Raw genomic sequence first — 21,405 nt, forward strand, 5'->3', positions numbered from 1 at the left:
GATGGAGTCACCCCCCTGAACGACCCCCGAACGACTCCTGAACGCCCCCGACCGAAGAGAGCAGCGCCGTGACCCACCCCTTCCTCGATCTGCCCCCGCTGAGCGCCGAGCGGTTCGCCGCCATCGAGGACCGGGTGGCCCGGCTGCTGGACACCCGGCAGGACGTCGTGATCACCCAGGGCGAAGCGCTGCTGCCGCTGGAGGGGGCGATCCGCGCGACCGCCGGTCCCGGTACGACGGCGCTGAACGTGATCACGGGCCCGTACGGCCAGACGTTCGGCAATTGGCTGCGGGACGCCGGCGCGACGGTGTACGACCTCTCGGTGCCCTTCCACACCGCGGTGACGGCCGAGCTGGTCCGGGAGGCCTTCGCCGACCGTCCGGAGATCGACTTCGTCTCCCTCGTCCACGCGGAGGCGGCGACCGGCAACACCAATCCGGTCGCGGAGATCGGCGAGGTGGTGCGGAAGCACGGCGCGCTGTTCTATCTGGACGCGGTCGCCTCGGTCGGGGCGGAGCCGGTGCTGCCGGACGCGTGGGGTGTGGACCTGTGCGTGATCGGCGCGCAGAAGGCGATGGGCGGCCCGGCGGGTGTGTCGGCGATCTCGGTGAGCGAGCGGGCGTGGGCCCGGATGGCGGCCAACCCGAACGCGCCGCGCCGCTCCTACCTCTCCCTCCTCGACTGGAAGGAGCGCTGGATCGACGGCGGCCGCACGGCACTGCTGCACGCTCCCGCCCAGCTGGAGATGCTGGCCCTGGAGGCGTGCCTGGAGCGGATCGAGTCGACGGGCCTGGAGACGGTGATGGCCCGGCACCGGGGCGCGGCGCTGGCGGTGCGCGCCGGCGCGGTGGCCCTGGGCGGGGGCCTGGAGCCGTACGTGTACGAGGCGAAGGACGCGGCACCGGTGGCGACGACCCTCCGGGTGCCGTCGGGGGTGACCGCCGCCGAGCTGGTGGCCCGGGCCCTGGAGAGCGACCCCGCCCTCCCACTGGCGGCGGGCGGCGGCGCCCTGGCCAAGGAGATGATCCGGGTCAACCACTACGGCCCCGACGCGACGCCGGGCGCGGTGCGCAGCTGCCTCGCGGCGCTGGGTGCGACGCTGGCCGAGCGGGGGCTGGACGTGGATGTGCCGGGCGCGCTGCGGGCGGCCGAGCGGGCCGAGCCTGCCGCGTAAACGCCTTCCCCCGAAATTCACGCGACCCCCATTAATTCTGGCCGCTATTTCCAGAATTCAAATCGAGCACAGCTTCCCGTATTCTTCTGCCCGCTTTTCGCGAGGCTAAACAACAAGGTTTCGTAGTGATTTCCAGGCTGTGACACACCCCACAATAGGGGTGGTTTGTCATGGTTTGATGTGGGACAAATCAGGCATTTCGCCGTTCCTGGCTCTCACCCCGGTCGACCCTCCCGTGCATTTCTGAATTCACCTCGCTAAATTCGTGCCGCATGACTGCCCGACCAGCGGACCTGCTCATCGACCGACCGGCGGTGACCGACGGAGCCTCGCTCTGGCGTCTCGCCAAGGACTCGAAAACCCTCGACCTGAACTCCTCGTACAGCTATCTGCTGTGGTGCCGGGACTTCGCCGGCACCTCCGCGGTGGCGCGCGGCGCGGACGGTGAGCCCGTCGGTTTCGTCACCGGGTACGTGCGGCCCGACCGCCCGGGCACCCTGCTCGTCTGGCAGGTCGCCGTCGACTCGGCCCACCGGGGGCTCGGCATCGCCGCCGCCCTGCTGGACGGGCTGACCGCCCGGCTCACCGCCGAGCGGGGCATCACCCGCGTCGAGACCACCATCACCCCCGGGAACACCGCCTCCGAGCGGCTGTTCACCTCGTTCGCCGCCCGCCACGGCGCGGATCTCGCCCGCGAGGTGCTGTTCCCCGCCGACCTGTTCCCGGACGGTCCGCACGACCCCGAAGTCCTGTACCGCATCGGCCCGTTGACCCCCACCAACGCGCACTGAGGAGCGATTCACCGTGACCATCACCCAGCCCGACCTCAGCGTCTTCGAGACACTCGAGTCCGAGGTACGCAGCTACTGCCGCGGCTGGCCCACCGTGTTCGACCGTGCGCAGGGCAGCCGTATGTACGACGAGGACGGCCACGCGTACCTCGACTTCTTCGCCGGGGCCGGCTCACTCAACTACGGGCACAACAACCCGGTCCTGAAACGGGCGTTGATCGACTATCTGTCCCGGGACGGCGTCACCCACGGCCTGGACATGTCGACCACCGCCAAGCGGGCCTTCCTGCAGACCTTCCAGGACCTGGTGCTGCGCCCGCGCGACCTGCCGTACAAGGTCATGTTCCCGGGCCCGACCGGCACCAACGCCGTGGAGTCCGCGCTGAAGCTCGCCCGGAAGGTGAAGGGGCGGGAGGCGATCGTGTCGTTCACCAACGCCTTCCACGGCATGTCGCTGGGCTCCCTCGCCGTCACCGGCAACGCCTTCAAGCGGGCCGGCGCCGGCATCCCGCTGGTGCACGGCACGCCCATGCCGTTCGACAACTACTTCGACGGCACGGTCCCGGACTTCCTGTGGTTCGAGCGGCTCCTGGAGGACCAGGGGTCCGGCCTCAACAAGCCCGCCGCCGTGATCGTGGAGACCGTGCAGGGCGAGGGCGGCATCAACGTGGCGCGCCCGGAGTGGCTACGGGCGCTCGCCGAGCTGTGCGCGCGGCAGGACATGCTGCTCATCGTCGACGACATCCAGATGGGCTGCGGCCGTACGGGTGCCTTCTTCTCCTTCGAGGAGGCGGGCATCACCCCCGACATCGTCACGGTCTCCAAGTCGATCAGCGGGTACGGCCTCCCGATGTCGCTGTGCCTGTTCAAACCCGAACTCGACGTCTGGGAGCCGGGCGAGCACAACGGCACGTTCCGCGGCAACAACCCCGCCTTCGTCACCGCCACCGCGGCCCTGGAGACGTACTGGAGCGACGGCTCCGCCATGGAGAAGCAGACCCGCGCGCGCGGCGAGCAGATCGAGCAGGCGCTGATCTCGATCACCGAGGAGAACCTCGCCGACGTGAAGGAGTACCGCGGGCGCGGCCTGGTGTGGGGCCTGGAGTTCCACGACAAGAGCCGTGCCGAGCGGATCGCCCGGCGGGCCTTCGAGCTCGGGCTGCTCATCGAGACGTCCGGCCCGGAGGGCGAGGTCGTCAAGCTGCTGCCCGCGCTCACCGTCACGCCCGACGAGCTGGACGAGGGCCTGAGCGTCCTCGCCCGGTCCGTCCGCGAGACCGCCTAGCACCATCCACCGAGGAGGAAGCACCGCACCGTGATCGTCCGATCGTTCAAGGACATCGAAGGCACCGACCGGCATGTGAGGGCGAAGTCCGGCACCTGGGAGAGCAAGCGGATCGTGCTCGCCAAGGAGCGGGTCGGCTTCTCCCTGCACGAGACCGTCCTGTACGCCGGGACCGAGACGTCGATGTGGTACGCCAACCACATCGAGGCCGTCGTCTGCGTCGAGGGCGAGGCCGAACTCACCGACCACGAGGCCGGGAAGACGTACACGATCACCCCCGGCACCATGTACCTCCTCGACGGGCACGAGCGGCACACGCTGCGCGTCAAGGAGGACTTCCGCTGCATCTGCGTGTTCAACCCGCCCGTGACCGGACGGGAGGACCACGACGAGAACGGCGTCTACCCGCTGCTGACCGAGCCCGAGGAGGTGTGAGAACCGTGACCGTCACCGATCTCTACCCCAGCCGCGGCGCCGCCGAGGTGTCCGTCCCCCGCCAGGACCCCGTCGTCTGGGGCTCCCCCGGCACCCCCGGCCCGATCCCGACCGCCGATCTCCAGGCGTTCGAGCGCGACGGCTTCCTCGCGATCGACCAGCTGATCACCGACGACGAGGTCGCCGTCTACCGGCGGGAGCTGGAGCGGCTCGTCGACGACCCGGGGATCCGCGCCGACGAACGGTCGATCGTCGAACCGAAGTCGAAGGAGATCCGTTCCGTCTTCGAGGTGCACCGGATCAGTGAGGTGTTCGCGAGGCTGGTGCGCGACGAGCGGGTCGTCGGACGGGCCCGGCAGATCCTGGGCTCGGACGTCTACGTCCACCAGTCCCGGATCAACGTCAAGCCGGGCTTCGGCGCGAGCGGCTTCTACTGGCACTCGGACTTCGAGACCTGGCACGCCGAGGACGGCCTGCCGCACATGCGCACGGTGTCCGTCTCGATCGCGCTGACCGAGAACTACGACACCAACGGCGGCCTGATGATCATGCCGGGCTCGCACCGGACGTTCCTGGGCTGCGCCGGGGCCACGCCCGCGGACAACTACAAGAAGTCGCTGCAGATGCAGGACGCGGGCACGCCCTCGGACGAGGCGCTGACCGCGATGGCGGGCGAGTACGGCATCCGGCTGTTCACGGGCAGGGCCGGTTCGGCGACCTGGTTCGACTGCAACTGCATGCACGGGTCCGGCGACAACATCACGCCGTTCCCGCGCAGCAACGTCTTCATCGTGTTCAACAGCGTGGAGAACGCGGCGGTCGAGCCCTTCGCGGCGCCGGTACGCCGGCCTGAGTTCATCGGCGCGAGGGACTTCACCCCGGTGAAGTAACCCTCCCCCAGACACCGGGCCGGGGCCTCCTCGTGTGGGACGGGAGGTCCCGGTCCGGTCGTGTCAGCCGGACAGCGCGTCCAGCAGACGGTCCACGTCGGCGGTGGTGTTGAACAGGTGGAAGGCCGCGCGCAGGTTGCCCGCGCGGTCGGAGACCTCGATGCCGGCGCGGCTCAGCCCGGGCTGGCGGCCGCCGAGCCCGGGGACCGAGACGATCGCCGAGCCGGGTGCGGGCACGGGCTCGTGGCCGAGGGTCGCGAGCCCGGCCCGGAACCGGTCGGCGAGGGCCACGTCGTGGGCGTGGACGGCGGCCAGGCCGAGTTCCTCGATCAGGTCGAGCGAGCGGCGCAGGCCCGCGAACGTGAACAGGGCGTGCGTGAGGTCGAACCGCCGTGCCGAGTGGGCGAGTTCGGCGACCGGGCCGTAACAGCTGTCCCACGGCTGCTCGCCCGCGACCCAGCCCGAGAGCACCGGGGTCAGTCCGCCGAAGTCCTCGGGGACCACGAGGAAGGCGGCCCCGTGCGGGCCGAGCAGCCACTTGAAGGAGACCGAGGCGGTGAAGTCGTAGGCGTCCGCGTCCATCGGGAGCCAGCCTGCAGCCTGGGAGAAGTCGACGTAGGTGCGCGCCCCGTGCGCGCGGGCGGCCTCCCGCAGGGCGGGCAGGTCGGCGATGCGGCCGTCGGCCGACTGGACGGCGCTGACCGCGACCAGCGCGGTGTCCGGACGGACGGACTCGGCGATCCGCTCCAGCGGCACCGTGCGGACCTTGAGGTCGCCGCGGACGTGGAAGGGGTTCAGCACGGAGGTGAAGTCGTCCTCGGCGGTGAGGACTTCGGCGCCGGCGGGCAGCGAGGCGGCGATCACGCCGGTGTGCGCGGCGACCGAGGCGCCCGCCGCGACCCGGGTGGCCGGGACTCCGGCGAGCCGGGCGTAGGCGGCACGGCAGGCCTCCACGTCCTCGTACAGCGAGGTCAGCGGCCGGCCCTCGGCCCGCAGCAGCGCCGCCTCGTGCAGGGCGGCGACGGTGCGGGCGGGCAGCAGGCTGTTGCTGGCGGTGTTGAGGTAGGTGCTCTTCGGGGTGAACTCGGCGCGGACGAGGCTCTCGAACGTCTCCGTGGTCTCCATGGGTCCACTCTGCGGCCCGATGAAGTCGTAGTCCATTGCGGATTTTTACGTGGATCCGCTTAGGAGCGCTTATACGTCCGCGCCGACCTGCGGTTTCTCAGTGCTGCGGCACCGCGCACCCGTCCGGCCCGCACGCTTCGGCGTCACCCTGGTCGACCAGCTTCAGCGGGGACCGCTCGCCCCAGGCCTGGGTGAGCGCCTGGGTGAAGACCTCGGCGGGCTGGGCGCCGGAGACGCCGTACGTGCGGTCCAGGACGAAGAAGGGCACACCGTTCGCGCCGAGCTGGGCGGCCTCGCGCTCGTCGGCGCGGACCTCGTCGGCGTACGCGGCCGGGTCGGCCAGCACCGTGCGGGCGGCCTCGGCGTCCAGGCCGGCCTCGGCGGCCAGCTCCACCAGGCGTTCGTCACCCTCGGTGAAGACGGACCGCTCCTCGGCGAAGTTGGCCCGGTACAGGATCTGGATCAGCTCGTCCTGCCTGCCCTGCTCCTTGGCGAAGTGCAGCAGGCGGTGCATGTCGAAGGTGTTGCCGTGGTCGCGGTCCCGGGTGCGGTAGTCCAGGCCCTCGGCGGCGGCCTGGGCGCCCAGGTTCTCCTCGCCGGCCTGGGCCTGCGCCTCGCTCATGCCGTACTTCTTGGTGAGCATGGTGATCACCGGCTGGACGTCGCCCTTGGCGCGGCCCGGGTCCAGCTCGAAGGAGCGGTGCACCACCTCGACGTCGTCGCGGTGCGGGAAGGCAGCCAGCGCCTTCTCGAAGCGGGCCTTGCCCACGTAGCACCAGGGGCAGGCGATGTCGCTCCAGATCTCGACGCGCATGTCTTCGGCTCTCTCCAGGTCGTACGGGCGCGGAGGCTCTCTCCGCCCAGTACGTGAACGTTCAATCAGCGATGTTCATTCCCGGGCACGGAGAAGCGCAGGAAGAGGTGGTGGTCGTCCTCGGCCGGCGGGTTCTCCGGGTCGGGGATCCAGCCCTGGCGGGCGTAGAAGGCCTGGGCTCGCGCGTTGTCCGTATGGACGTCGAGTACGGCCGTCCGCTTGCCGTCGGCCTGCCACTCCTCTACACAGGCCGTGTGCAGAGCCGCACCGATGCCGGCGCGCCAGTGGCCGGGGTCGACGTGGAACTGGAACAGCTTGACCGTTTCCGCCGGTGCGCCGTCCGGGGTACGGAAGGAGGCGATGCCGACGATCCGGCCCTGCTCCACGGCGCACAGCACATGTGCCTCGGGGCGCTCGATGGAACCGCGCCAGGCCTCGACCCAGTCGAAGTCGGCCGGCGGGAGCCCGTCCGGGTAGTAGGTCGAGCGCGCCCGGACATGCAGATCGGCGATGACCTCGGCTTCGGCGGGCAGGGCGGTGCGGAGCACCAGGGCACCGTTCACGCGTTCACTGATCATGCCACGGAGGACGTACGAGCACCGGCCCCGGTTCCGTACCCCGCCCTGCCCCTCGGCTCAGCTGCCGTCTCTCAGGTCGTCCGGCCAGGCGGGCCGGAACTCGATGTGGTCGTAGGTCACCACGCACCCCTCGCCCATCGGCGACTGGGTCATGAAGCCGACCAGGGCCGCGTCGGTCTCCTTCTCCTCGCCGAGGGTGAAGAGCCGGACGAAGGTCCAGCGCTCGCCGTCCCGGGAGGCGTGGAAGGCGAAGGCCCGTCCGGTGCGGCTGACCCGCAGCCACACCGAACTGCCCTCCACGGCGAAGGAGTTCGCGTCGTCGGAGTGCCCCCGGGTGACCACCGTGCAGACGGTGGGTACGTCCGGGGAGTACTCCAGACAGAGCTTGGCCCAGGCGCGTTCGCCGACGTGGACGTAGAGCACTCCGGCGTCGAAGGCCGCGCCGAACCCGACGGTGACCCGGGCTATCAGCTGGAAGTCATCGTCGGGCGCCCCGAGCAGCCGGGGCGCGTCGGAGGCGGGCTCCAGAGCCTCTCCGGTAGGCGTGACGAACCGATCCTGCCGGGGTCCGGCCCACCCGGTGAGCACACCCCCCTCATAGGACCAGTTGCCGTCGGGTCCGTAGGTGCGCAGGGGGAAGGGAAGTTCGGGAAGTTCTACGTCCATTGCGCGAGTGTCCCAGGTTGTCTGTCTTGCGTCCCGCGAACGCGTTCAGCGCTCGAGGCTCCCGTTGAACCGCCGGGGAAGGCCCAGGGGGTTGTCGTCCCGAAGCTCCGGCGGCAGCAGGGCCTCCGGGGCGTTCTGGTAGGTGACGGGCCGCAGCCACCGCTCGATGGCCGTACCGCCCACGGAGGTGGACGTGGAGGTGGTCGCCGGGTACGGACCGCCGTGGTGCTGGGCCGCGGCCACGGCCACACCCGTCGGCCATCCGTTCACCAGCACACGGCCGGCCAGCGGGGTCAGCTCGGCAAGGATCTCGGCGCCCCTGCCCTCGCCGGCGGCCTCCTCGGCGGACAGCTGGACGGTCGCCGTGAGGTTGCCCGGCAGCCGCGAGAGCACCGCCGTCGCCTCAGCCTGGTCCTCGTACCGGACCACCACGGTCACCGGCCCGAAGCACTCCTCCAGCAGCAGGTCGTACGCCCCTTCCTCGGCCAGCCGGCTCGCCGGCACCGTGAGGAAGCCCGCGCTGACCGTGTGCTCGCCGCCCGCACCCGGCGTGACCGGCGAGTCCACCTCGGGCAGCTGCGCGCGCTCGGCGACGCCCGCGACGAAGTTGTCCCGCATGCGGTGGTCGAGGAGGACACCGGCGTCGGTGTCGCTGACGGCGTCCGTGAGCGCCTTGACCAGGCCGTCGCCCGCCGAGCCGGACGGCACCAGCACCAGGCCCGGCTTGACGCAGAACTGGCCGACGCCCAGCGTCATGGATCCGGCGAGACCGGAGCCGATGGCCTCGGCCCGCTCGGCCGCCGCCGCCTCGGTCACCACGACCGGGTTCAGCGAGCCCAGCTCACCGTGGAACGGGATCGGCACCGGGCGTGCGGCGGCCGCGTCGAAGAGGGCGCGCCCACCGCGTACGGAGCCGGTGAAGCCGGCGGCGGCGACCAGCGGGTGCTTGATCAGCTCGACGCCCGCCTCGAAGCCGTGCACGAGGCCGACGACACCCTCGGGGATGCCGTGCTCGGCGGCGGCCCGACGCAGCACCTTGGCGACCAGCTCGGACAGGGCCGGGTGGTCGGGGTGGGCCTTGACGACCACCGGGGAGCCCGCGGCCAGCGCGCTCGCGGTGTCACCGCCCGCCACGGAGAAGGCGAAGGGGAAGTTGGAGGCGGAGTAGACGGCCACGACACCCAGCGGGACCTTGTAGCGGCGCAGGTCCGGGATGGGCGGGGTGGCGGTGTCGTCGGGGTGGTTGATGATGACGTCCAGGAAGGCGCCCTCGTCGACGATGTCGGCGAAGGCCCGCAACTGGTACGCCGTACGGGCGAGTTCGCCGGTCAGCCGGACCGGGCCGAGGGCGGTCTCGGCGTCGGCGGTCTCGATCAGGCCGTCCTTGGCCGCGTCCAGGCCCGCGGCGGCCGAGCGGAGGAAGGCGGAGCGGACGGTCCGGTCGGCGAGGGCACCGCGCACGGCGTGTGCCGCCCTGACGGCCGCGTCCACCTCCTGGGCTGTGGCCTCCACCGCAACCTGTTCACGCTGCTTCCCGGTGCGCGGGTCGACACTCCAGACTGGTGCTGCTGCCACCGCGGGTCCCTCCAAGTAAGGCCGCAATTCCTGGGTCAACCATCAGCCGCGTTCGATATACTGAACACTGTCTCTGATGCTGAACTTGCTGCTCGGAGACTATATATCTAGGTCCTCGTCGAACGAAGGGGTCAGGGGCGATATGTCGGCAGGCGAGACAGGCGGCGGGGCGCAGGTCAAGTCCGCGGTGCGGACCGTTGAATTGCTCGAGTACTTCGCCGGCAAGCCCGGTATGCACTCCCTCGCGGCCGTCCAGGAGGCCGTGGGCTACCCCAAGTCCAGCCTGTACATGCTGCTCCGCACACTCGTGGAGCTGGGCTGGGTGGAGACGGACGCGACGGGGACGCGGTACGGCATCGGGGTGCGGGCGCTGCTGGTCGGCACGTCGTACATCGACGGCGACGAGGTGGTGGCGGCGGCCCGCCCGACGCTGGACCGACTGTCGGACGACACCACGGAGACGATCCACCTGGCCCGCCTAGACGGCACGAACGTCGTCTACCTGGCCACCCGCCAGTCCCAGCACTACCTCCGCCCCTTCACCCGTGTCGGCCGCCGGCTGCCCGCGCACTCCACGTCCCTCGGCAAGGCGCTGCTCGCCACCCATACCGACGAGCAGGTCCGCAAGCTCCTCCCGGAGACCCTCCCGGCCCTGACCGAGCACACCATCACCGACCGCGAGAAGCTGATCGAGGAACTCCACCAGGTCCGCGAGCAGGGCTTCGCCGTGGACCGCGAGGAGAACACGCTGGGCCTGCGCTGCTTCGGCGTGGCGATCCCGTACCGCACCCCCGCCCGCGACGCCATCAGCTGCTCGGTCCCGGTGGCCCGTCTGACCCCCGCCCACGAACAGATGATCAAGGACGCCCTGTTCGACGCGCGGGACCGGCTGACGCTGGCGACGCGACGGCTGTAAGTACCTGGATTCGGCCCGTGGCGGACGCCTAGGCTCTGGCCCATGGAGATCGCCCTGCGTGCCGTCGAGGACAGCGATCTGCCGGTCTTCTTCCGGCAGATGACCGACCCCACGGCCCTCCGGATGGCCGCGTTCGGTCCGAAGGACCCTGCCGACAGGGCTGCCTTCGACGCCCATTGGAGGCGCATCCGGGCCTCCCCCGACGTGCTGCGCACGGTCCTGGCCGACGGCGCCGTGGTGGGCAGCGCGGCGGTCTACGGGGAGCCCGGCGAGCGCGAGGTGACGTACTGGATCGAGCGGGCGTACTGGGGGCGGGGCGTGGCGACGGCGGCCCTGCGCGCCCTGCTCGCGGAGGTGCCCGAACGCCCGCTGTACGCCCGGGCCGCCGCCGACAACGCCGGATCGCTCCGGGTGCTGGAGAAGTGCGGCTTCCGGGTGAGCGCGCGGGCGCGGGGGTTCGCCAACGCGCGCGGTGCGGAGATCGACGAGGTGGTCCTGACGCTGGAGGAGTGAGCCTCCCCCGTCCGGCGGAGCAGGATCGTCTTCGCGCACGAGGTGAACGCGCGGGCCGACGCGGGAGCGTTGAGGCATGACCTCCTCAACCGCTGCCGCCGTCACCGACCTGCGGCGACACCCTGTACTGCGGCTCGTGGCCATCGTGGCCTGTCTGCCGTACCTGTCCCTCAAACTCGCCTGGATCTTTGGGAGTCATCTCGGTATCCCGGACGGGAGTCCGTTGCTGGAGCACCGGGTGGCCATGGTTCTGGCCAACGGGCTCACCGTGCTCATGGACGCCGCCGTCGTCGTGCTGGTGCTGTTGCTGACCCAGGCGTGGGGGCGGCGGGTGCCCGCCTGGGTGCTCGCGGTGCCGATGTGGGTCGCCACGGGGCTGCTCGCGCCGATCATGGTGGGGTTTCCGCTGCAACTGGTCGTGCACGGGGGTACGGACAGCGGCGACGACCGGCCGTTCCTCGACGGGTGGGTGTTCGGGGTCGTGTACGGCGGTTTCATCCTGCAGGGGCTCGCGCTGGGCGCGCTGTTCGTCGGGTACGCCCGCGAGCGGTGGGGGTACCTGTGGCGGGGGCGGGTGGGGGAGCTGCCCGCGCACGGCACGGTGGCCGCGCAGCGGACGACCGCCGTGACGGCGGCCGTACTCGCACTGGTCCCGGGCACGCTCCGGCTGCTGTGGGCCTGTGGGTTCACGGGCGGGCGGAACATGAGCGGCGGCCGGCTGATGGAGGTCGTCTACGTCGGTTTCCTCGTCGCCGCCGTCACCGGCGCCTGGCAGCTCGCCTTCCGCCGCGGCGGCCCGCTGCCGGTCACCGTGCCGCTCGCCCTCACCTGGGTCGGCTCCGGGGCGGTGGCCTGCTGGGGCGGCTGGATGGCGCTCAGCGCGCTGGTGACCTCCCACGACCTCGCCGACCGCCCGACACCGGCGATGAGCCTCACCTACGCTGTCCAGATGATCGTCGGCCTGCTCGTGGCGACCGTCGCCGCCCACCACTTCGCCGACCGTTCGGCCAGGACCCCACGGTGACCCGGGCGTGGGGACTCCTGTTCGGCGGGCGGGCCCGGCGCCGCTGGATCCATCTGATCCTGGGCGGGGCGCTCGCCATGCCGTACGTCCTGGTCGGCTCGGTGGTCGTCGGACCGCTCACCGGCGTGAACGACGTGTTCGGGTCCCTGCCCCTGCAACTCGGCTCGTTCGCGGTCGGGTTGCCGCTCGCCGCCGTCACCTCCCTCTTCCCGCTGACCCGGCCGCTGGAGGCCGGCGCCGCCCGCGCCCTGTGCGGCATCGACGCGGACGCCCTCGCGCACGGCCCGGCCCGGACGCGGTCCGAACGGGGGCGTACGGCCGCCTGGTTCACGCTGCATCTCGGGCTCGGCGGGATCCTCGCGGGGATGTCGCTGGCCCTGCCGCCGTTCGCGGTGACGCTGGTCCTGCTGCCCCTGCTCGTCCAGCCGTCCTTCGGCGGCCTCGAACTTCCCGAAGCCCTCGACCACACCTGGGCGTTGGCCCTCTCCCCGGTCGCGGGCCTGGCCATGCTGGTCGCCCTCGCGGCCTGCGCCGCCGCCTGCGGGGCCCTGCTCGCGCACTGGGCGCCCGCCCTGCTCGGGCCCGGCCCCGCGGACCGGCTCGCCGCGGCCGAGGCCCGCGCCGCCGACCTCGCCGTACGCAACCGGCTCGCCCGCGAGCTGCACGACTCCGTAGGACACGCGCTGAGCGCCGTCACGCTGCAGGCGAGCGCCGCCCGCCGGGTCCTCGACACCGACCCGGAGTTCGTCCGCGAGGCACTGGCCGCCATCGAGGACACCACCCGGCGCACGGTCGGCGAACTGGACGCCGTACTGGGCGTGTTGCGGGACGGCGACACACCGGGCACCGCCCCCGCCCCGACCCTCGCGGCCGACCTGGACGGACTGCTGCGCCGGACCCGGGCAGCCGGGCAGCGGGTGACGGCCACGGTCGACACCGGCCGCACCGCCCTGCCCCCGCTGGTCTCCCGGGAGGCGTACCGGATCGTCCAGGAAGGCCTGAGCAACGCCCTCAAGCACGCCGGCGAACCGGTCACCCTCCACATCGCCACCGCCGACGGCCACCTCGACATCACCGTCGAGAACCCCCTCGGCCCCTGCCCCGCTCCCCGCCCCGGCGGCGGCCACGGCCTGCGCGGCATCGCCGACCGGGTACGGCTGCTCGGCGGCACCTCGCTGGCGGGGGCCGAGCACGGCGCCTGGCGTCTGCACGTCCGACTTCCGCTGAAGGGATCCACGTGACCGACGAAGGGGCGGGCATGGCCCAGCCCGCCATCCGGATCGTCCTCGCCGACGACGAGCGCATGGTCCGCACCGCCCTGCGGGCCATCCTCTCCGCCGAGCCCGGCCTGGAGGTGGTCGGCGAGGCGGCGACCGGGGCCGAGGCGGTGTCCGTCGTACGGGAGCTGCGCCCGGACGTCGTGCTGATGGACGTCCGTATGCCGGAGGTCGACGGCATCCGGGCCACCGAGCAGATCCTCGCCACCCTGGACGAGCCGCCCCGGGTCGTGGTGGTGACCACCTTCGAGAACGACTCCTACGTGTACGACGCGCTGCGCGCCGGAGCCGCCGGGTTCCTGCTGAAGCGGGCGGAGGCCGACGCGCTCGTCCAGGCGGTACGGCTGGTCGCGCGCACCGACAGCCTGCTGTTCCCGTCGGCCGTACGGGCCCTCGCTGCCGAGCACGCCCGCCGGGCGCCCGCACCCCCGGCGTGGGTGAGCAGGCTCACCGGTCGGGAGAGCGAGGTGCTGCGGCACATGGCCGCCGGGCTGACCAACGCGGAGATCGCCCGCCGCATGGACGTCGGCCCCGCCACCGTGAAGTCGCACGTCGCGGCGGTGCTGGCCAAGACGGGTGCCCGGGACCGGACACAGGCGGTGATCGCCGCGTACGAGGCCGGTTTCCTGAACCTACGATGAGAAAAGCGGACGTACGGGAACGGTCATCCCCCTCTCGCTCGTCTTCACAGCGGGATGAACAAGACGATCAGGCGGGCGTCCGTCTTCGCGCTGCTGCTCGTGCTCGCCCTGCTGGTCAGGGCGACCTGGGTGCAGTTCTACGACGGCAAGGCCCTCGCGGACGACAACGACAACCGGCGGAACGTGATCGAGACGTACTCACGGCCGCTCGGGAACATCATCGTGGCCGGGGACGCGATCACCGGCTCGGCGCGGACGAAGGGGAGCGACCTCGCGTACAAGCGGACGTACAAGAACGGCAGGCTGTACGCGGCGGTGACGGGCTACGCCTCGCAGGCCTACGCGCCGACCCAGCTGGAGGGCATCTACAAGGATCTCCTCAACGGCACGGACAATCAGCTCAAGAGCGTGCTGGACACGGTCACCGGTGAGCGCTCAGAGCCGGGCAACGTGCTCACCACGATCGACCCGGCCGTGCAGAAGGCGGCGTACGACGCGCTCGGCGGCAACAAGGGCGCGGCCGTCGCCGTCGACCCCAAGACCGGCCGGATCCTCGCCGTGGTGTCGACGCCGTCGTACGACCCCGGGCAGCTCACCGACGCGAACACGGCCGGGGCGGCCTGGAAGAAGCTCAACGCGGACAAGGACAAGCCGCTCACCAACCGGGCGCTGCGCCAGCCGCTGCCACCTGGCTCGACGTTCAAGCTGGTCGTGGCGGCGGCCGCGCTGGAGGACGGGCTGTACAAGAACGTGGACGAGCACACCGCCAGTCCCGACCCGTACGTCATGCCGGGCACGACACGCCCGCTGGAGAACGAGAACAAGTCGGCCCCCTGCGAGAACGCCTCGATCCGGGTCGCCCTGCGCTACTCCTGCAACAACGTCTTCGGCAAGATGGCCGTCGACCTCGGCCAGGACAAGGTGAAGGCGATGGCCGAGAAGTTCGGCTTCAACGACGACGAGCTGGACGTGCCGGTGCGCGCCTACGCGAGCGTGTACCCCTCGGACATGGACAAGGCGCAGACGGCCCTGTCGGGCATCGGCCAATTCGATGTCACCGCGACCCCGCTCCAGATGGCCATGGTGTCCGCGGCCATAGCCAACGGCGGCAAGCTGGTCTCGCCGCACATGGTGTCGCAGATCACCGACAGTGGCGGTGATGTGGTGAAGGACTACGACGACAGTGCGGACACCAAGGAGATCGTGAGCTCCTCCACCGCCGAGCAGTTGCAGTCGGCGATGGAGACGGTGGTGAAGGACGGTACCGGTACGAACGCGCTGATCGACGGGGTGACCGTCGGCGGCAAGACGGGTACCGCCCAGCACGGCGAGAACAACAGCAAGACGCCGTACGCCTGGTTCACCTCGTACGGCAAGTCCGACAGCAGCGGCAAGGAGGTCGCCGTCGCGGTGATGGTGGAGCAGTCGGACGCGGCGCGGTCGGAGGTCAGCGGTAACGGCCTGGCGGCGCCGGTGGCCAAGGCGATGATGCAGGCGGCACTCAAGTGATCCCGGTGAGGGGGCAGTCCAGGGGGACTGCCCCCTCACTGCTCACTTCACTCCGAGGATCTGCTCCACCGGATCAATCGCGAAGTACACCAGGAACAGCGCCGAAACCCCCCACAGCAGCCAGTTGACCTCCTTCGCCTTCCCCAGCACCGTCTTGATGACGACGTACGCCAGGAACCCCGCCCCGATGCCATCGGTTATCGAGTACGTGAACGGCATCGCGGCAATGGTCAGAAACGCCGGGATGGCGATCTCGTACTTGTCCCAGTCGATGTGCTTGACGTGGGTCATCATCAGGAAGCCCACCGCGATCAGCGCGGGCGCCGCCGCCTGCAGCGGGACGATGGTGAGCAGGGGGGTGAGGAAGAGCGCGAGGCCGAAGAGGCCGCCGGTGATCAGGTTGGCGAAGCCGGTGCGGGCACCCTCGCCGACGCCGGCCGCGGACTCGATGTAGGCGGTGTTGGAGGAGGCGGAGCCGACACCGCCGGCGACGGCGGCGGCGCCGTCGATGAACAGCACGCGGCCGATGCCGGGCACCTGCCCCTTCTCGTCGAGCAGTCCGGCCTCGGCGCTGATGCCGACGATGGTGCCCATGGCGTCGAAGAAGTCGGACAGGATGAGGGTGAAGACCAGCAGGACGGCGGTGAGGACGCCGGCCTTGGCGAAGCCGCCGAACAGGCTGAAGTGACCGACGAGCCCGAAGTCCGGGGCGGCGACGATCTTGTCCGGGACCTTCGGGGTGGTCAGGCCCCAGCTCTTGATGTCGGCGACGGCGTTGATGACGATCGCGACGACGGTCATCGTCACGATGCTGATGAGGATCGCGCCCTTCACCTTGCGGGCGAGCAGCGCGATGGTCAGCAGGACGCCGAGACAGAACACGAGGACGGGCCAGCCGGTGAGGCGGCCGACGGCGCCGAGCTGCACCGGGACGGTGGTGTGCGCGACATCCGGGATGCGGCTGACGAACCCGGCGTCGACGAAGCCGATGAAGGCGATGAACAGGCCGATGCCGACGCCGATGGCCTGCTTCAGCTGTTGCGGGATCGCGTTCATGATCGCTTCCCGGAGTCCGGTGAGGACCAGGAGGCAGATGATCAGGCCTTCGAGGACGACCAGGCCCATCGCGTCGGACCAGCTCATCAGCGGGGCCAACTGGAAGGCGACGACGGCGTTGAGGCCGAGGCCGGCGGCGATGGCGAGCGGGAGGTTGCCGCCGACGCCCATGATGATCGTCATGACACAGGCCACCAGCGCGGTGGCGGTGACGAGTTGGCCGGTGTCGAGGGTGTGGCCGAACTTGTCCTTGGCGCTGCCCAGGATGATTGGATTCAGGACAAGGATGTAGGCCATGGTGAAGAACGTGGCGAAGCCGCCGCGTATCTCCCGGCCGAAGGTCGATCCCCGCTCGGAGATTCTGAAGTACCGGTCGACGCTGTTCGCGGCAGGTGGCGCGGCGCCCGGCCGCTGTTCCACCTTGTGCGTCTCGGACATGGTCGTACTCCTCGTTGCCTGATGAGCGTGTGCGGATGCTGGCTGGATTGTTCCCTCGTTGAACCCGTTTCAGGTTTTCCCCGTGTTACGGAATCGGGTTCGGTCTTTCATACGGCGTTCGAGCCCCCGTACAAACCAGGCTCTTGATCACTGCTACGCTTCCCGATCTCGTTCCGGCCACCCCCGGACGATCACATGTCATTCACATGACACGCACAGAGAGGTCCCCCGTGGGCACTGTCGTCGACGACGCAGCCTCCGTGGAGTTCCATGCCTTCTTCGAACGGCACTACGCCGAACTGGCCCGTTTCGCCCACCTGTTGACCGGCGAGGCGGACGCCGCCGACGATCTGGCGGCGGATGCGCTGCTCGCCCTGTGGCACCGCTGGGACCGGGTGCGCGCGGCCGACCACCCGGTGGCCTATGCCCGTGGAGTCGTCGCCAACCTCGCGCGCACCCGCATCCGCAGCGCCGTACGCGAGCGCCGGCGGATCTCCCTGTTCTGGCCACAGCGTGAGGAGAAGACAGAGAACCCCGACATAGCGGGCGTGGTCGACGTACAGGAGGCGTTGCGCAGGCTGCCGTTCCGCAAACGGGCGTGTGTGGTGCTGCGGCACGCGTTCGACCTGTCGGAGAAGGACACCGCTCTCGCCCTGGGTGTTTCCGTGGGTACGGTTAAGTCCCAGACGTCCAAGGGGATGGCCGAACTGCAGCGGATTCTCGGCTCCCGGGGCGTTCCACAGAAGGTGCACGCGGCGATGGCACGCGGCGGCGAGACCGGAGGACGGAACCGATGAGGCAGCAGGACGTGCACGACGAGCTGCGCGCCCGGCTGCACGAGGCGGCCGAGTCGCACGAGCCGGACCGGGCCCGCATGCTGGCCCGGATCGAGCGGGGCATGAGCGCCGAGCGGGGTCGCTCCGGTCACCGCCAGACCCGTCCGCTCGTGTGGGGCTGGGCCCGGGTGGTGAGCGCCACGGCCGCGGTCGCGGGCATGCTGGCGATCGGCGGTTACGCGGTGGCGTCCGCGGTGAAGGACGACACCCCCGCCCAGCAGACGGTCACGGTCTCGCCGACGCCCACCCCGTCGCCGGACGCGACGAGCAAGGCGCCCGTGCCGCCGGTGCACCGCACGCCGAGCAGGGCCCCGGAGTCCCCCGAGGCAAGCGACTCCCCGTCCCGGCCGGCCTCCCCCTCCCCTTCCGCCTCCGTGCTGCCGCCCGCCGACGGCGAGACGGACGGCCCCCTGTGGTCGGACGGCTCGGTCGACCCGCACAGCAACGACTTCTGGGCGCAGAGCAACGTCACCTTCAAGACGAGCGAGCAACTCACCTCCCTCACCGTGCAGTTGAAGGTCGCGCAGACCGGCGGGGTCAGTTCGGCCGGCGCCTGGCGCTCGCTGCCGGAGCAGGACTTCACCCTCACGGTCGGCGAGCAGGACGGCTTCCTGGTCTACACCTGGGTGCTCAAGGACGGCCGTACGGTCCCCAAGGGCGAGTGGGTGTTCGCCGGGCAGTACAACCACGAGCGCGGCGGCCGGGACGCGAAGGACGACAGCTACTCGATCACGGCCACGGCGGACGGCGAGCAGCGCGCGGTGGGCGGCGACTTCGCGGCGCACACGGACGGCGAGGGCGACTCCTAAAGAATCTTGAAGAGGGCGGCAACCCTTCTCTCAGCGGCGGCAACCAGGAAGCGCACGGCTCCCTCTTCTCCTGCAGCTGAGTGAAAATTCAAGTACGACGGGATCTCGCCCCTTGAGCACGCACAAGAGACACCTCACCCGCAGACGGGTGCTCGGAGCCTCCGCGATCGGCGTCGCCGCCACCGGCGCCGCCGTCGCGGGAGGCGCCGGCCTTCTCTCGTCCGCGTCCGCCGCCACCTTCGGCTACCAGGACGACGGCCGGAACTACATCGTCGACACCGGCTCCTCCCTCGTCTTCAAGGTCTCCAAGACGACCGGCGACATCACGTCCCTGGTCTACAAGGGCAAGGAGTACGAGGGCTACGGCGGCAAGCACTCGCACGTCGAGTCCGGCCTCGGCGCCTCCACCGTCACCCTCAGGCAGACCGGCTCGACGATCCTGATCAAGGTCGTGCACGGGGCGATCACCCAGTGGTACGCGGCCCGCAGCGGCCAGAACAACGTCTACCTGTGGACGAACAAGGCGGACGCCTCCTTCACCGCGACCCGCTACATCGTCCGCATCAAGCCCGGCATGTTCCCCAACACCGGCTCGGACGCCTGGGACTCGACGCGGGACAAGATCATCGAGGCGGGCGACGTCTGGAAGAACCCGGACGGCACCACCCACTCCAAGCACTACTCGGGCAAGCGGACGATCGACTACGACCACGTCGGCTTCACCACCGGCTCGGTCGGCCTCTGGCTGGTCCGCTCCCAGCACGAGAAGGCCTCCGGCGGCCCCTTCTACCGCTCCCTGCTGCGCCACTCGAACGAGGGCGGGGCGGGCCTCTACGAGATCCTGCACTACAACGAGGCCCAGACGGAGGCGGAACGCTTCGGCCTCCAGGGCCCGTACGTCATCGCGTTCACGGATGGCGGCGCGCCCTCGCCCTCGCTCTTCCACGACAAGCTCGACACCTCCTGGGTGGACGGCCTCGGCATCACCGGCTGGGTGGGCAAGGCCGGCCGCGGCAAGGTGGCGGGCGTCGGCCTGAAGGGCATGGACGCCAAGTACGACTACACCGTGGGCTTCGCCAACGCGGACGCGCAGTACTGGGCGAAGGCGGCGGCCGGCACGGGTGCCTTCTCCTGCGCGGGGATGCTCCCGGGGACGTACACCCTCACCGTCCACAAGAACGAACTGGCCGTGCACACGGAGTCGGTGAAGGTCACGGCGGGCGGTACGACCTCCCTGCACACGTTGAGCATCACCGGCGACCCCTCCACCGCCCCGGCCGTCTGGCGGCTCGGCGACTGGGACGGCACGCCCGGCGAGTTCAAGAACGCCAAGCTGATGACGTACGCGCACCCGTCCGACGGCCGCGCCGCGAAGTGGACCGGCAACGTCACGATCGGCAGCGGCAGCGAGGCCGCGTCCTTCCCCGCGTACCTGTGGAAGGACGTCAACGACGGCATCCTCGTCTACTTCAAGCTGACCAAGGCGCAGGCCGCCGCCGCGCACACGCTGCGGGTCGGGGTGACGGACGCGTTCTCCAACGGGCGGCCGCGGGTGACCGTGAACGACTGGGTCTCGGCCATCCCCTCGGCTCCCACCCAGCCCGAGACGCGTTCCCTCACCACGGGTTCGTACCGCGGGAACAACCACACCTTCACGTTCAGCGTCCCTTCCAGTGCGTGGAAGACGGACACCTCGCAGTACAACGTCCTGAAGATCAACATCGTGAGCGGTTCGGGCGGCACGGCCTACCTCAGCGCGGGCACGTCGTTCGACTGCCTGGACCTGCTGGCCTGAGCCCCCCTCGGCCAGCAGAAGGGACGCCCCCGCCGGTGACGACCGGCGGGGGCGTTCGCGCACCACGGTCAGTTCATGGTGGACCCGATCGTCGTGGACCCCGTGGTCAGGAAGGTGGTGGCCGGCAGGGAGCCGTCCGACTTGCGGGCGCCGTACGCGGTAGTGGCGTCCGTCGACTTGAAGGCAGGCGTACCCACCCCGCTGTCCCAGTTGTTGGCAGCGGACACGGTGTGTGAACTCAGCTTGGACAGGCCGCCCTTGTTGCTCACGGCGAGGTTGCGGGCCAGCCGGGCCTTGCCCGTCTCGAAGAAGAAGCCCGCCTGTGCGTTGGCGTACGCGGTGTTGCGGTTCAGCACGATCGCGCCGGTGTTGGAGTTCTCGGTGAAGCCGTTGAGGGTGTTGTCCCAGGCCGCGTCGTTGTTGACGACGTGGGCGACCGAGGCGCCCCCGCCGCCCAGTTTGAAGCCGTTGCCGTTGCCCTCGAAGGCGGAGTCGTTCCAGCGGTTCTTGCCGTTGCCGAAGGCCCAGGAGTGCTCGATGGTGACCGGCGAGGAGAACTGCCACAGGTCGAGGCCGTCATCGGAGTTGTTGTAGAGACGCGCGCCGGTGACCTTGTTGCCGGTGCCGGAGCCGAACTTGATGGCGATGCCGTCGGCGTTCTGGCCGTGCCCGGAGGCGTCGTAGTTGCCGTAACTGTCCAGGTTCTGGACGAGGTTGTTCACGGTGTTGTCGCCGCGCAGGGTGAACCCGGAGTCGCCGTTGTTCGCGGTGACGAGGTTCTTGAAGACGCCTCCGGTGGAGGAGGTGACGACGAAGCCCTGGGCCGGGGACTTCTGGAAGGTGAGGTTCTGCACGGTCCAGTAGCTGCCGTAGATCCCCGTGAGCCAGGAGCCGGCGGGCAGCTTGGAGCCGTCGATCTTCACCGTCTCGCTGCCGTACGCCTGGAGCGTGATGCGGTTCGAACTGGTGCCGCTGGCCGTGGACTTGAGGGTGGCCGTCGGGTAGTAGGTGCCGCCCCGCACCTGGATGACGGTACCGGCGGTGGCGTTCTTGACGGCCGACTCCAACTGGGCGGTGGTGGACACGGTGACCGTGGTCGTGGCGGCCTGGGCGCCGCCGTTCGACAGGCCGAGGTAGACGCCGCCGGCCCCCGCGGCGACGGCCACCGCGGCGGCGATCGAGAGGGTGCGTGTCCTGCGGTGACGTCCGGTGCTCTGCCGCACTGGCCGTTCCTTTCCTAGGAGATTGAGTCGCATG

General features: G+C 70.4%; 21 protein-coding genes. 14 read left to right on the forward strand and 7 right to left on the reverse strand.

All coding sequences use genetic code 11. From position 1 onward, the window contains the following. Positions 1–68: 68 nt before the first annotated feature. The 5 genes from BEK98_RS02655 (at position 69) to thpD (ending at position 4,576) form a co-directional block, all read left to right on the forward strand. Positions 69–1,175: a pyridoxal-phosphate-dependent aminotransferase family protein gene (locus BEK98_RS02655; protein WP_094214709.1), complete on the forward strand. Its 1,107-nt coding sequence runs from the start codon at positions 69–71 to the stop codon at positions 1,173–1,175. Between the two features lie 272 nt (positions 1,176–1,447). Further along, entirely contained in the window at positions 1,448–1,966 is a 519-nt protein-coding gene (gene ectA, locus BEK98_RS02660) for a diaminobutyrate acetyltransferase (protein WP_094214710.1), read from the forward strand. Positions 1,967–1,979: 13 nt separating this feature from the next. Continuing rightward, positions 1,980–3,251, forward strand: coding sequence for a diaminobutyrate--2-oxoglutarate transaminase (gene ectB, locus BEK98_RS02665; protein WP_094214711.1), 1,272 nt, complete (start codon positions 1,980–1,982; stop codon positions 3,249–3,251). A 30-nt stretch (positions 3,252–3,281) separates the two neighbouring features. After that, positions 3,282–3,686, forward strand: coding sequence for an ectoine synthase (locus tag BEK98_RS02670; RefSeq protein ID WP_094214712.1), 405 nt, complete (start codon positions 3,282–3,284; stop codon positions 3,684–3,686). Then, a complete protein-coding gene (gene thpD / locus BEK98_RS02675) occupies positions 3,683–4,576 on the forward strand; it encodes an ectoine hydroxylase (RefSeq protein WP_094214713.1) in 894 nt (297 codons plus the stop codon). Before BEK98_RS02670 ends, thpD begins: the two co-directional genes overlap by 4 nt. Before the next feature lie 63 nt (positions 4,577–4,639). On the opposite strand, the gene BEK98_RS02680 is transcribed toward thpD, so the two are convergent. The 5 genes from BEK98_RS02680 to BEK98_RS02700 all read right to left on the reverse strand — a co-directional run bounded on the left by BEK98_RS02680 (position 4,640) and on the right by BEK98_RS02700 (position 9,334). After that, a complete protein-coding gene (locus tag BEK98_RS02680; RefSeq protein ID WP_094214868.1) occupies positions 4,640–5,701 on the reverse strand; it encodes an aminotransferase class V-fold PLP-dependent enzyme in 1,062 nt (353 codons plus the stop codon). A 97-nt stretch (positions 5,702–5,798) separates the two neighbouring features. Then, positions 5,799–6,515 (reverse strand): DsbA family oxidoreductase, encoded by a 717-nt coding sequence (locus BEK98_RS02685; RefSeq protein WP_094214714.1) that lies wholly within the window; start codon positions 6,513–6,515, stop codon positions 5,799–5,801. Between the two features lie 65 nt (positions 6,516–6,580). Then, entirely contained in the window at positions 6,581–7,093 is a 513-nt protein-coding gene (locus BEK98_RS02690) for a GNAT family N-acetyltransferase (RefSeq protein WP_208642987.1), read from the reverse strand. A gap of 57 nt (positions 7,094–7,150) precedes the next feature. Further along, the gene (locus tag BEK98_RS02695; protein ID WP_094214715.1) at positions 7,151–7,759 is read right to left on the reverse strand and encodes a DUF1349 domain-containing protein; all 609 of its coding nucleotides are present in this window, start codon (positions 7,757–7,759) and stop codon (positions 7,151–7,153) included. A gap of 45 nt (positions 7,760–7,804) precedes the next feature. After that, the gene (locus tag BEK98_RS02700) at positions 7,805–9,334 is read right to left on the reverse strand and encodes an aldehyde dehydrogenase (NADP(+)) (RefSeq protein ID WP_094214716.1); all 1,530 of its coding nucleotides are present in this window, start codon (positions 9,332–9,334) and stop codon (positions 7,805–7,807) included. A gap of 142 nt (positions 9,335–9,476) precedes the next feature. Between BEK98_RS02700 and BEK98_RS02705 the strand changes: the two genes are divergently transcribed. The 6 genes from BEK98_RS02705 to BEK98_RS02730 all read left to right on the forward strand — a co-directional run bounded on the left by BEK98_RS02705 (position 9,477) and on the right by BEK98_RS02730 (position 15,214). Further along, complete coding sequence (locus tag BEK98_RS02705) at positions 9,477–10,250, forward strand: IclR family transcriptional regulator (RefSeq protein ID WP_067313156.1); 774 nt, start codon at positions 9,477–9,479, stop codon at positions 10,248–10,250. A 42-nt stretch (positions 10,251–10,292) separates the two neighbouring features. Then, positions 10,293–10,763: a GNAT family N-acetyltransferase gene (locus BEK98_RS02710; protein ID WP_094214717.1), complete on the forward strand. Its 471-nt coding sequence runs from the start codon at positions 10,293–10,295 to the stop codon at positions 10,761–10,763. 76 nt (positions 10,764–10,839) lie between these two features. Next, positions 10,840–11,787, forward strand: a complete 948-nt coding sequence (locus tag BEK98_RS02715; protein ID WP_094214718.1) for a hypothetical protein — start codon at positions 10,840–10,842, stop codon at positions 11,785–11,787. Then, a complete protein-coding gene (locus BEK98_RS02720; protein WP_244201718.1) occupies positions 11,784–13,028 on the forward strand; it encodes a sensor histidine kinase in 1,245 nt (414 codons plus the stop codon). The genes BEK98_RS02715 and BEK98_RS02720 overlap by 4 nt, the downstream gene beginning before the upstream one ends. Positions 13,029–13,045: 17 nt before the next feature. Then, the gene (locus BEK98_RS02725) at positions 13,046–13,705 is read left to right on the forward strand and encodes a response regulator transcription factor (protein ID WP_094214871.1); all 660 of its coding nucleotides are present in this window, start codon (positions 13,046–13,048) and stop codon (positions 13,703–13,705) included. Positions 13,706–13,759: 54 nt separating this feature from the next. Next, on the forward strand, positions 13,760–15,214 hold the full coding sequence (locus BEK98_RS02730) for a peptidoglycan D,D-transpeptidase FtsI family protein (RefSeq protein ID WP_094214719.1): 1,455 nt from the start codon (positions 13,760–13,762) through the stop codon (positions 15,212–15,214). A gap of 42 nt (positions 15,215–15,256) precedes the next feature. Here BEK98_RS02730 and BEK98_RS02735 read toward each other — a convergent pair whose 3' ends face one another. Continuing rightward, positions 15,257–16,708, reverse strand: coding sequence for an NCS2 family permease (locus BEK98_RS02735; RefSeq protein ID WP_094214720.1), 1,452 nt, complete (start codon positions 16,706–16,708; stop codon positions 15,257–15,259). 230 nt (positions 16,709–16,938) lie between these two features. Between BEK98_RS02735 and BEK98_RS02740 the strand changes: the two genes are divergently transcribed. The 3 genes from BEK98_RS02740 to BEK98_RS02750 all read left to right on the forward strand — a co-directional run bounded on the left by BEK98_RS02740 (position 16,939) and on the right by BEK98_RS02750 (position 20,148). Next, positions 16,939–17,505 (forward strand): SigE family RNA polymerase sigma factor, encoded by a 567-nt coding sequence (locus BEK98_RS02740; protein ID WP_094214721.1) that lies wholly within the window; start codon positions 16,939–16,941, stop codon positions 17,503–17,505. After that, a complete protein-coding gene (locus BEK98_RS02745) occupies positions 17,502–18,353 on the forward strand; it encodes a hypothetical protein (RefSeq protein WP_094214722.1) in 852 nt (283 codons plus the stop codon). Before BEK98_RS02740 ends, BEK98_RS02745 begins: the two co-directional genes overlap by 4 nt. A gap of 112 nt (positions 18,354–18,465) precedes the next feature. Then, positions 18,466–20,148, forward strand: coding sequence for a rhamnogalacturonan lyase B N-terminal domain-containing protein (locus tag BEK98_RS02750; RefSeq protein ID WP_094214723.1), 1,683 nt, complete (start codon positions 18,466–18,468; stop codon positions 20,146–20,148). A gap of 68 nt (positions 20,149–20,216) precedes the next feature. Here the strand turns inward: BEK98_RS02750 and BEK98_RS02755 are convergent, their stop codons facing one another. After that, positions 20,217–21,371: a right-handed parallel beta-helix repeat-containing protein gene (locus tag BEK98_RS02755; protein WP_094214724.1), complete on the reverse strand. Its 1,155-nt coding sequence runs from the start codon at positions 21,369–21,371 to the stop codon at positions 20,217–20,219. Positions 21,372–21,405 lie beyond the last annotated feature (34 nt).

The organism is Streptomyces diastatochromogenes (assembly GCF_002242805.1).
Classification (GTDB): Bacteria; Actinomycetota; Actinomycetes; order Streptomycetales; family Streptomycetaceae; genus Streptomyces; species Streptomyces diastatochromogenes.